Annotated in this window: 12 protein-coding genes; 7 read left to right on the forward strand and 5 right to left on the reverse strand. The window is 70.3% G+C overall.

Going from position 1 to position 9,081, the window contains the following annotated elements; genetic code table 11:
• Window positions 1-143: 143 nt before the first annotated feature.
• On the forward strand, window positions 144-260 hold the full coding sequence (locus ACZ6YG_RS18465; RefSeq protein ID WP_466018657.1) for a cellulose binding domain-containing protein: 117 nt from the start codon (window positions 144-146) through the stop codon (window positions 258-260).
• Window positions 261-325: 65 nt separating this feature from the next.
• Here ACZ6YG_RS18465 and ACZ6YG_RS18470 read toward each other — a convergent pair whose 3' ends face one another.
• From ACZ6YG_RS18470 to ACZ6YG_RS18485, 4 genes are all read right to left on the reverse strand, one after another.
• Window positions 326-925 (reverse strand): NAD(P)-dependent oxidoreductase, encoded by a 600-nt coding sequence (locus ACZ6YG_RS18470; RefSeq protein WP_187280986.1) that lies wholly within the window; start codon window positions 923-925, stop codon window positions 326-328.
• 65 nt (window positions 926-990) lie between these two features.
• The gene (locus ACZ6YG_RS18475; protein ID WP_466018658.1) at window positions 991-2,208 is read right to left on the reverse strand and encodes a DUF5685 family protein; all 1,218 of its coding nucleotides are present in this window, start codon (window positions 2,206-2,208) and stop codon (window positions 991-993) included.
• 74 nt (window positions 2,209-2,282) lie between these two features.
• Window positions 2,283-2,459: a hypothetical protein gene (locus ACZ6YG_RS18480; RefSeq protein WP_219543872.1), complete on the reverse strand. Its 177-nt coding sequence runs from the start codon at window positions 2,457-2,459 to the stop codon at window positions 2,283-2,285.
• Between the two features lie 13 nt (window positions 2,460-2,472).
• Window positions 2,473-2,664 carry a hypothetical protein gene (locus tag ACZ6YG_RS18485; RefSeq protein ID WP_187280989.1) on the reverse strand — a complete coding sequence of 64 codons (192 nt, stop codon included), beginning with the start codon at window positions 2,662-2,664 and terminating at the stop codon, window positions 2,473-2,475.
• A 369-nt stretch (window positions 2,665-3,033) separates the two neighbouring features.
• On the opposite strand from ACZ6YG_RS18485, the gene ACZ6YG_RS18490 reads away from it, so the two are divergent.
• Both ACZ6YG_RS18490 and ACZ6YG_RS18495 read left to right on the forward strand, forming a co-directional pair.
• On the forward strand, window positions 3,034-3,828 hold the full coding sequence (locus ACZ6YG_RS18490; protein ID WP_466018659.1) for a hypothetical protein: 795 nt from the start codon (window positions 3,034-3,036) through the stop codon (window positions 3,826-3,828).
• A 54-nt stretch (window positions 3,829-3,882) separates the two neighbouring features.
• Complete coding sequence (locus ACZ6YG_RS18495; protein WP_271278022.1) at window positions 3,883-4,857, forward strand: GlxA family transcriptional regulator; 975 nt, start codon at window positions 3,883-3,885, stop codon at window positions 4,855-4,857.
• Between the two features lie 12 nt (window positions 4,858-4,869).
• On the opposite strand, the gene ACZ6YG_RS18500 is transcribed toward ACZ6YG_RS18495, so the two are convergent.
• On the reverse strand, window positions 4,870-5,769 hold the full coding sequence (locus ACZ6YG_RS18500) for a CHRD domain-containing protein (RefSeq protein WP_466018660.1): 900 nt from the start codon (window positions 5,767-5,769) through the stop codon (window positions 4,870-4,872).
• Between the two features lie 260 nt (window positions 5,770-6,029).
• Between ACZ6YG_RS18500 and ACZ6YG_RS18505 the strand changes: the two genes are divergently transcribed.
• The 4 genes from ACZ6YG_RS18505 (at window position 6,030) to ACZ6YG_RS18520 (ending at window position 9,077) form a co-directional block, all read left to right on the forward strand.
• Window positions 6,030-7,247 (forward strand): ammonium transporter, encoded by a 1,218-nt coding sequence (locus ACZ6YG_RS18505; RefSeq protein ID WP_219543876.1) that lies wholly within the window; start codon window positions 6,030-6,032, stop codon window positions 7,245-7,247.
• Complete coding sequence (gene crcB, locus ACZ6YG_RS18510) at window positions 7,244-7,642, forward strand: fluoride efflux transporter CrcB (RefSeq protein ID WP_219543877.1); 399 nt, start codon at window positions 7,244-7,246, stop codon at window positions 7,640-7,642. The genes ACZ6YG_RS18505 and crcB (ACZ6YG_RS18510) overlap by 4 nt, the downstream gene beginning before the upstream one ends.
• Window positions 7,639-8,016: a fluoride efflux transporter CrcB gene (gene crcB / locus ACZ6YG_RS18515; RefSeq protein WP_271278020.1), complete on the forward strand. Its 378-nt coding sequence runs from the start codon at window positions 7,639-7,641 to the stop codon at window positions 8,014-8,016. Before crcB (ACZ6YG_RS18510) ends, crcB (ACZ6YG_RS18515) begins: the two co-directional genes overlap by 4 nt.
• Before the next feature lie 128 nt (window positions 8,017-8,144).
• The gene (locus tag ACZ6YG_RS18520; protein ID WP_364231397.1) at window positions 8,145-9,077 is read left to right on the forward strand and encodes an urea transporter; all 933 of its coding nucleotides are present in this window, start codon (window positions 8,145-8,147) and stop codon (window positions 9,075-9,077) included.
• Window positions 9,078-9,081: the final 4 nt, after the last annotated feature.

Consider the following 9,081-nt stretch of genomic DNA (forward strand, 5'->3'; position numbering starts at 1 on the left):
CTACCGCCTCGGGTCCGTGCTGTCGGGCGGCGGGTCCGCGCCGTCACCAACACTCCGGCTGCCTGGGCGGACATGTACGACAGGTTCCAGAACGCGGCGCTGGCCACCCCGCTCGGCATCCCATCCTGTCCGGGGTCGACGCGGTGCACGGGCACAACAACGGCCGCACCGCTACCGCCCGCCCCGCCGGGCACAACGCCACTGTCGCGCCGGGCGGCGAGACGTCCTTCGGCTTCCAGGCCCACCCGCCCCGGCGGTGACCCATCCCTGCCGGCGGGCTACACGTGCACCCCATGACCACGGTGGAGGGCCTCGTGGGTCCGGTTCAGGCCCGGGCGCCGCACACGCCCGGAGTCCTGCCGATCATGGCGTCGTCCTCGGCCGCGTCCAGGAGCGCCGTCGCGTAGTCGGCGCGGGGCAGCGTGGCCTCGCCGCCGGTGGCGTTGGCCTCGAAGTCGACGTGCAGCCGGCCGTTGGCGGGTTTGCCGGTCAGCATGGTGGCGCGGACGATCGTCCAGTCGAGGCCGGAGACCTCCAGCATGCCCTCGGCCCGCGCCAGGTCCACGTAGGCCGATCGGAAGAACAGCCAGGCCAGGCCGACGGCGAGGCGGGGGCGGGTGGCGGGGATGGAGCGGCTGCTGGTCATCACCACCCTGCGCACGCCGGTCTCGCGCATCGCGGCGATCAGCGTCCTCGCGATGCCGCTCGTGCCCACCGCCGAGATGACGGCGTCCTGGCCCGCCACGGCCTCGCGCACGGTGGGCAGGTCGGTCGCGTCCCCCGTCACGACGGCGCGCAGGCCCTCGCGCCCCTTCAGGAGCTCCGGTTTCCGGGTGAACGCCGTCACCTCGTGGCCGCGCGCGACACCCTGCTCCAGGACGTGCGCACCGGTACGGCCCGTCGCCCCGATCACTAACAGTCTCATACTGCCTCCTTCTATATTGCAAGATGCAATAGGGCAGCATGCAGTGTCAAGTTCCCTACGGGGGATCAGCAGTCGCAGGAGCACCCGTCTCCGCCGCAGCAGTTGCAGCAGTTGCAACATTCGCCGCAGTTGCCGCAGGCGTCCCAGCCCGAGCAGTCGAAGCGCTGGCAGCAGGAACTCTCATGGTCCTCGTCCCACGCGGGCCGGTACAACCCGCACGTGCAGCACGTCAGCGCGGCGCACAACGAGGACAGCAACCCTCCGGGATCCCGCTTCGGCGGACGCTTGCCCGGCGGCGCCCCGGGATCACCGGGCGGCGTCTCAGGCGCCCGCCCGGACAAGCGCCCGGCGCGGTGGTCTCCCGCGAGGTGGTTCCCCGCGTGATGGCTTCCCGCACGGTCGTCTGCGGCGTGGTGGGGCTGTGCTCCACTGCCCTCCGCGATGGCGAAGGCTCGGGAGACGGCTCGGCCGGTCTCCCGTACCAGGAGGGCGCGTGCCAGGGAGGGGTGCGGCAGGTCCAGCTCGGTGACCGCCGCGCGGACGTCGGCGCGGGCGGCGTCGCAGTGGCGGCGGGCCTCGCGCAGGCCGGTGCCGGTGGCGGCGAGCGGGTTGTACGCGCCGGACGCTTTGTCGTCGGCCAGGTCCTCCACCGCGTCGATCAGGTGGGCCAGCCTGCCGAACCCGCGCCCGGCCGCCTCCAGGGCCGCCCGGTTGTGCGGCTTCCCCGTGAGCACCGCCGTGTGCCCGAAGGCGGCGGCCACGGCGTCCTCGGTGGGCCCGGTCAGCTCACGCAGGGCACGGGCGGGCGCGCGTTCCAGGAGGGCCTGGCGGCCGGCCGCCGCCGTCAGCGGGGCCGGGTCGAACCCGAGCGTGCCCGCCATGGCCGTGCCCGCCGAGGACCAGCGGCTCGCCAGCCGGGTGGCTCCGGCGGCCACCGGACGGCGGGCGTACACGCCGTCCCCGTCCGCCACGTGGTCGCGTACCTTGCCCGCCGCCAGCAGCAGCGACACCGAGGCCGCCAGCCGCACCCCTTCGGCCTCCACCACGTCGGCGCCCTTGAAGCCGCGCAGCGCGCACGCGCCCGCCCGCCGGCGCGGCGCGGACGCGGGGGACTGGGCCTCGGTGAGGACGGACACGAGCAGGCCGTCGTAGTTGGTCACCAGGCGGGACAGGTGCCCGTGCTCGTCACGGAGCGCCAGGCAGAGCCCGCACAGATGGCCCATCCAGTCCGCGAAGAGTCCCTCGCACATGACGTGCCGGCATGGGCGGACAATGCCGAACATATATCCCCTTATGTGTCTATTGAGCGGCTAAACCGTAGCAGGACAGCTCCCGGGAAAGGCGGATCTCTCACGGGTCACGGGTCGAGCCTGTTCAGCAGTTTGGGCAGGGCCACCAGCGTCGCCCCGCCCGCCCCGCCGCCGCCGAGCAGGGCGGCCGGCCAGGGCGCGCCGGTGGCCAGGAAGAGCGCGCAGGTGATCGCGGCGATCATGATCGTCACGGTGAGCGTGAGCAACTGGCAGGTGGTGAACATCGGTCCTCTTTCTTCAGGCGCGGTCGTCGGCCCAGAAGTCGATGAGCTCTTCGGGGGTCATCTCTTCCGGGCGCACGGCAGGAGGTGTGCGCCCGGTCGCGAGCACCCAGGTCGTCAGGAGGGTGACCAGCAGGTGCTCGTCCGCCGGGCAGGGAGCGTCGGCGCGGTACGTGATGCTTGAGGGGCGAGCCGTGAGAAGCGGCATGGGGGCGCTGGCCTCCCGGAGGGCGGCGGTGGACGCGACCCATGGTGTGGCTCCGGGAAAGGCGCCGGCCAGTGGTGCAAACATGCCCGGACAGAGCCGGACGAGATCGACAACGAAGCGTCCCCGGGGGCAAACTTCCGCGATCGTACGAGGTCGTCCGGCTTGTTCCGGACTTATCCGGAAATCAGCCACCTAAGACGATCCCATCGGCCGTCTGACCAGCGGTACCACACCTGGTACGGCTGCGCCGGAGATCAATGAAAGTGGCCGTTGATGCCGAAATAGATGGATATCGGAAAACCGTCCAAACTGCGAGATTTTTTCTGCAAATATGGCGACAACCTGATCCGTTCGACACTTTCAAGGACGATGACTGAAACGCATAAGGGCGAGCACCACGCCTTCATAGCCCAGCTCATAGAGCTGCGGGAAGCGGCCGGGCAGCCGAGCTATGGCCGGATGAACCGGCTGTCGCGCGCGCCGGGCATCCCCAAGGAACTGCCCACGAGCACGCTCAGCGACATACTCAACGGCAAGCGGGAACGCCTCCCCGACTGGGAGCTGGTCTCCTCCTTCGTCACGGTCTGTCATCGCCACGCCGAGCAGACCGGCCTGCCGGTGGCCCCCCTCGGCACCGTGCCGCAGTGGCAGGCCCGCTGGCTCGCCGCCAGGAAGGAGCCCCGCACGCACGCCGGCTCGTACGAGCCCCGCGCGCAGGCCACCGGCACGTACGACCTCTACCGGACGCCCGCGGAGGAGGCCGACCGGCGCACCTCCAGGATGGTCGCGTACCTGGTCCGCCGGGCGGCCGAGGGCGACTCCGAGCCCGCCTACCGCCTGGCGATCATCAAGGCGCTGCTGGGCGAGGTCGCGGAGTCCCGTCACTGGGCCTACGTCGCGGTGCAGCGGCGCCATCCCGGCGCCGAGGCCTTCGACCGTCACCGGCCGCCGATCGACCTGGCGGCGGATCTGGCCTTCGCCTACGGCCGGGCCTACGAGCAGGAGGGCCCGTCCAAGCTCGACATCGCCAGGGCCTACTACAGGCTCGCCGCCGGACACGGCCACCTTCGCGCCGCCGAACGCCTGCGCGCCATGCGCGCCGTCCCGTTCGGCAAGCTGCTTCCCGCGCCCCTGCCCACCGACCACCGCCCCGGCCCCGGATGATCTGACCGCCGCCGGGGTCCTCCGCTCACGGCCCGCACGCCGTACAGTCTTCTCATGCACGAGCGTCGTGTCGTCGTCGTCGGCTATCCCGACGCGCAGCTGCTCGACATCGCCTGCGTGACCTCGACGCTGCAGAGCGCGAACTGGTACGGAGCCGCGCCCGCCTACCGGATGGTCATGGCCAGTCCCGGCGGCCATCCCGTCACCTGCGCCAGCGGCCTGACCCTGCAGGCCCACGAGGCGCTCGAACAGGTCAAGGGCCCGCTCGACACGCTGGTCGTCACCGGCGGCATCGGCTGCATGGCGGCGGCGGACAACCCGCGGATCCTCGCCCACGTACGCCGCCTGGCCAGGGAGAGCCGGCGGGTCGCGTCGGTCTGCACGGGGGCGGAGATCCTGGCGGCGGCGGGGCTGCTCGACGGGCGGCGCGTCACCACCCACTGGGAGTGGGCGCGGCATCTGGCCACGAAGTACCCGAAGGTCTCGGTCGATCCCGATCCGATCTTCGTCCGCGACGGCGAGATCGCCACCTCGGCCGGGGTCACCAGCGCCCTCGACCTCACCCTCGCCTTCGTCGAGGAGGACCACGGCCCGGAGGTGGCCCGGCGGGTCGCCCGCAACCTCGTCACCTACATGCAGCGGCCCGGCAACCAGGCCCAGATGAGCATGTTCACCGCCGCGCCCCCGCCCGGCAACGGCCTGGTCGAGCGCGTCATGAGCCACATCGTCGCCAACCTGGACGGCGATCTGACCACGACCACGCTGGCCGCCGGCGCGGGCGTGAGCGAGCGTCACCTGACCCGGCTGTTCCTCAAGCACGCGGGCCTGACGCCCGGCAGGTTCATCAGGCAGGCCCGCACCGAAGCGGCCGCCCACCTGCTGGCGGCCACGTCCCTGCCGGTGGCCGTGGTGGCGGCGAGATGCGGGTTCGGCACCGCCGAGACCCTGCGCCAGGCGTTCGTCGACCGCTACGGCGTCCCGCCGTCGCACTACCGGATGACGCAGTCCTCGACCGCCGCGTCCGGCTGAGACCCTGACGGGTCACCAGTCGCCGCGGTAGAGCTGGCCGCGGACGGCGCCGCCGGGGAACTGCTTGTTGTGCAGGTTGACGTACCAGTTCTTCGGGTTGTTCCAGATGCGGCGGCTCGTCGCCGCCGGAGTGGGCACGCTGCCCGCGACGCCGTTGACGCCCGCCGGCAGGCCCTTCTCGGCGGCGAAGAAGGGCACCACCACGGGGCCGTTCCTGCCCTTCGGGGCGCGGTGGATGTGCGCGGCGACCGGTGCGCCGATCCGCTTCCACGCGGTGGCGAACCAGACGCGCTTCCCCTCCGGCTGCACCAGCCATCCGGCGCGCCCGTCGCGGTCGCCGGCCTTCGTGCCGGGCGCCGGCACCTCCTGGCGGCCGTTCGCCTGGGTGGTGAGCGTCTTGCCGAACCCGTGCGAGAGCACCGACTCCAGCTCCACCGGATGGATCCGGTACAGCTGCGCCCGTACGGCTCCGGCGGCGAACTGGGCGTTGTGCAGGTTGGCGTACCAGTTGCCGGGGTTGGTGATGATACGGCGCAGCAGCCCGAGATCCTTCACCCGGACGGTGCCCTTGACGGCGTGCAGCGTGGCGGGCAGCGCCTGGCCGAAGAACGGCACCGTGACCGGGCCGTTCTGTCCCTTCTGGCCCCGGTGGATGTGGAACCCGCTGGGCGCGGCCACGCCGTGCCATCTGATGGCGTAGTCGACGCGCTGACCATGGATCCTGAACACGGCGAGGGCGTTGCCGTCGGGATCGCCGGCCTTCCCTCCCTTGGCGGGTACCTCGTTGGCGCCTTTGAGCGCCGCCGCCAGGTAGACGGGGGTGGTGGCCTGCGCCGAGACCGGGCTGAGCGAGGTGGCGATCAGAGCAGTGGCGGCGGCCAGGCCGGGAGCCACGAGGGTGCGCTTGTGCATCTTGACCCTTTCGCTGTTCTCTGTGGCTTGGTACGGCCGGCCGCGCCGCCGAGTTCAACGGCAGGAGTGTGGAAAAGTATGCACTCGCCGCCGCCGAAGATCATCCGGAGCGTCAAATTCCCGTATTTATCCCGATTTTTCGGGTTCCTGATAGCGAGTCTAATTTCGAAAGGGAATGGCAAAAGCGCCCCCATCCTCGGTTTTGATCCGCACTTCTCTGATCACTCCTGGAGAAGCAGGAAAAGAAACGAGGTCGAGCGATGCCGCCAGGTCTGAACACCGGAGACTCCGCCTGGGTACTCGTCAGCACCGCCATGGTGCTGCTCATGACCCCCGGACTCGCCTTCTTCTACGGGGGCATGGTCCGCGCGCAGAACGTCCTGAGCATCATCTTCATGAGCTTCGTCTCGATCTCGCTGGTGACGATCGTGTGGTTCGCCTACGGCTACGGGCTGGTGTTCGGCCCCGACGTGGGCGGCGTGGGGCTGATCGGCTTCGGTGACCTGCGGTTCTCCGACATCGCGCCCGGCATGCTGCACGGCCGGGTGCCCACGTACGCCTTCGCGCTCTTCCAGCTCACCTTCGCGATCATCACCGTCGCGCTGATCAGCGGGTCCGTCGCCGGCCGGACGCGGCTCGGGCCGTGGGTGGTGTTCTCCGTCGTCTGGGTGACGCTGGTGTACTTCCCGATCGCGCACTGGGTGTTCGACCCGGCCGGGTGGATCAACAAGTGGGGGGTGCTCGACTTCGCCGGCGGACTGGTCGTCGAGCTGAACTCCGGCATGGCGGGGCTGGCCCTCGCCATCGCGCTCGGCCCGGGCGTCAGGTTCCGCAGGAAGGAGCCGCCCCAGCCGAGCAACATCCCCCTGGTCATGCTGGGTCTCGCCCTGCTCTGGTTCGGCTGGTTCGGCTTCAACGCCGGCTCGGCCATGGCCGACGGCAGGACCGCGGTCACCGCGTTCCTGAGCACCATGATCGCCGGAGCCGCCGGCATGCTCACCTGGCTGGTCATCGAGTGGTTCCAGTACCGGCACTTCACCCGGCTCGGCTCCGCCACCGGCGCGCTCGCGGGGCTCGTCGCCATCACCCCGTCCTGCGCCTTCGTCAACGTCGAGGGCGCGCTGGTCATCGGCATCGTCGCCGCCGTCGTGGTGTCGTTCGCCGTGACCTGGAAGCTCGTCCTCGGCTACGACGACACCCTCGACGTGGTGGGCGTGCACGGCGCGGGCGGCGTCGTCGGCACCGTCCTCATCGGCCTGTTCGCCACCGGCGCCACCGCCAGCACCACCAAGGGCCTGCTGTACGGGGGATCGATCACGCTGCTGCTCAAGCAGATCGTCGCGGTCATCGCGGTGGCCATCTACTCCTTCGTCGTCACCTGGGTGATCGGCAAGGTCGTGGACCGGTTCCTGCGCATGCGGGAAACCGAGGCCGAGCAGCTCGCCGGCTCCGACATGCAACTCGGCAAGGAGGAATGATGGCCGACGCCCCGCGCGTGGGGCGCGCCCTGGTGTTCGTCGCGGTCGGCGGCGGCTTCGGCGCGGTCGCCCGGTACCTGCTCACCGAGGCGCTGCTGGGCGCCTCCCACCCGCTGCCCTGGCCGACGCTGATCGTCAACACCGTGGGCTGCCTGCTGATGGGCCTGCTCACCGGTGAGCTGACCCGCCACCCGCTGCACCGCCAGCCGGTGAAGATGCTGCTCGGCACCGGCTTCCTGGGCGGCTTCACCACGTTCTCGCACTTCGTCGACGGGGTCAGGGAGCTGACCGTGGGCGGCTCGCCCGGCTGGGCCGCCGTCTACCTCGTGCTCAGCGTCGGGCTGGGACTCCTGGCCGTCTGGGCCGGCATCACGCTGGGAGGGAGCCGGAAATGATCACGGTCCTCGCCGTCTTCATCGGCGGCCTGGTCGGCGCGCCGACCCGCTACCTGGTCGACTCCTCCGTCAAGAGGAGGTTCGGGTCGGCCCTGCCGTGGGGGACGCTGACCGTCAACGTCATCGGCTCGGCCATCCTCGGCTTCCTGATGGGGCTCTCCTCGGTCGACGCGCTGCCTCACGCCGTGCTGTCGCTGATCGGCACCGGCTTCTGCGGTGCGCTCACCACGTTCAGCACGTTCAGCACCGACACGTACAAGCTGCTCTCGTCCGGCTCGACCGGCAAGGGGCTGATCAACATCGGCATGAACGTCGTGGCGGGTCTCGTCGCGGTGAGCCTCTGCTATCTGCTCGGCAGAGCCGTCGCGGGTTGATCGCGGTTAAAGAGTTAGGTGGCATTTTCTGATGATTGTCCAACTAATGGCATTTGCGCTTTAGCGGGTACGCGCCTGGGAATGCTGCGGCTCGTTGAATCTTTGGAACCGGAGAACAGGGGCGGGCATTGAACGTCAAGGCTTCCGAGCTGCCGCCCGCGATAGTCCGCGGTGTCAGCCAGGTCGATTTCCAGGTCGATTACCGGACGGCTCTGTGCTTCATCGTCGCGCTGTTCGTCGGCGGCTGGCAGTTCGGGGTCTTCGGCCTGCTCGGCGCCGCCGTCGCCACGCTCACCGCCGTGGTGCTCGGCGTTTCGTCCGATCGGGTGACCGGCGGGCTGGAGGGCTTCAACGGGACGCTGATCGGCGTCGCGCTGGTGCTGTACTTCGACGTCCGCTGGGTGACCGTGCTGCTGGTGATCATCGGCGCGATCATGGGAAGCGTGCTGACCTCGGCGCTCGTCGCGCTGCTCGGCCCGTACAACCTGCCGACCTTCACCGCGCCGTTCTGCGCGGTCACCACGATCATGGTGATCGGCGCCCCGGCCTTCGAGCGGATCTGGAGGGGGCGCAGCATGGCGCCGCCGCCGTCGGCCGCCTATCCCGGGCGCGAGCTGACGTTCACCGACCTGTGGCAGGGCCTGTTCAACGGGGTCGGCCAGGTGTTCTTCCAGAGCAAGTGGTACGTCGGGCTCATCTTCCTGATCGGCCTGGCGTTCGCCGGCCGGCTCGTGGCCCTGTCCGCGCTCCTCGCCAGCGCCGTCGGCATCGTGGTGGCGATCGTGCTCGGCGCGCCCGCCGCCGACATCGGCGCCGGACTGTACGGCTACAACGCGGTGCTCACCGGCATCGCCCTGACCGGCACGTTCGTCGTCCTGTCCCGGCTCGGCGTGCTGTACGCGGTGGCCGGGGCGGTAGCGGCGACCGTGCTCACGGCGTTCGTCACCGACTTCTTCAAGCCCGTCGGCGGACACACCCTGACCTGGCCTTTCGTCATCGTCACCTGGATCTTCCTGGCGGCAGTGCCGGCGTTCTCCGGCCTGCGGCGCAGTCCTACCTAAGGAG

The sequence above is a fragment of the Nonomuraea sp. NPDC054003 genome, assembly GCF_055585125.1.

Bases quoted from the DNA above. Each gene is read 5' to 3' on its own strand.
- ACZ6YG_RS18470 (WP_187280986.1), bottom strand. From the start codon at position 925: ATGAGACTGTTAGTGATCGGGGCGACGGGCCGTACCGGTGCGCACGTC.
- ACZ6YG_RS18475 (WP_466018658.1), bottom strand. From the start codon at position 2,208: ATGTTCGGCATTGTCCGCCCATGCCGGCACGTCATGTGCGAGGGACTC.
- ACZ6YG_RS18480 (WP_219543872.1), bottom strand. From the start codon at position 2,459: ATGTTCACCACCTGCCAGTTGCTCACGCTCACCGTGACGATCATGATC.
- ACZ6YG_RS18485 (WP_187280989.1), bottom strand. From the start codon at position 2,664: ATGCCGCTTCTCACGGCTCGCCCCTCAAGCATCACGTACCGCGCCGAC.
- ACZ6YG_RS18490 (WP_466018659.1), top strand. From the start codon at position 3,034: ATGACTGAAACGCATAAGGGCGAGCACCACGCCTTCATAGCCCAGCTC.
- ACZ6YG_RS18495 (WP_271278022.1), top strand. From the start codon at position 3,883: ATGCACGAGCGTCGTGTCGTCGTCGTCGGCTATCCCGACGCGCAGCTG.
- ACZ6YG_RS18500 (WP_466018660.1), bottom strand. From the start codon at position 5,769: ATGCACAAGCGCACCCTCGTGGCTCCCGGCCTGGCCGCCGCCACTGCT.
- ACZ6YG_RS18505 (WP_219543876.1), top strand. From the start codon at position 6,030: ATGCCGCCAGGTCTGAACACCGGAGACTCCGCCTGGGTACTCGTCAGC.
- crcB (WP_219543877.1), top strand. From the start codon at position 7,244: ATGATGGCCGACGCCCCGCGCGTGGGGCGCGCCCTGGTGTTCGTCGCG.
- crcB (WP_271278020.1), top strand. From the start codon at position 7,639: ATGATCACGGTCCTCGCCGTCTTCATCGGCGGCCTGGTCGGCGCGCCG.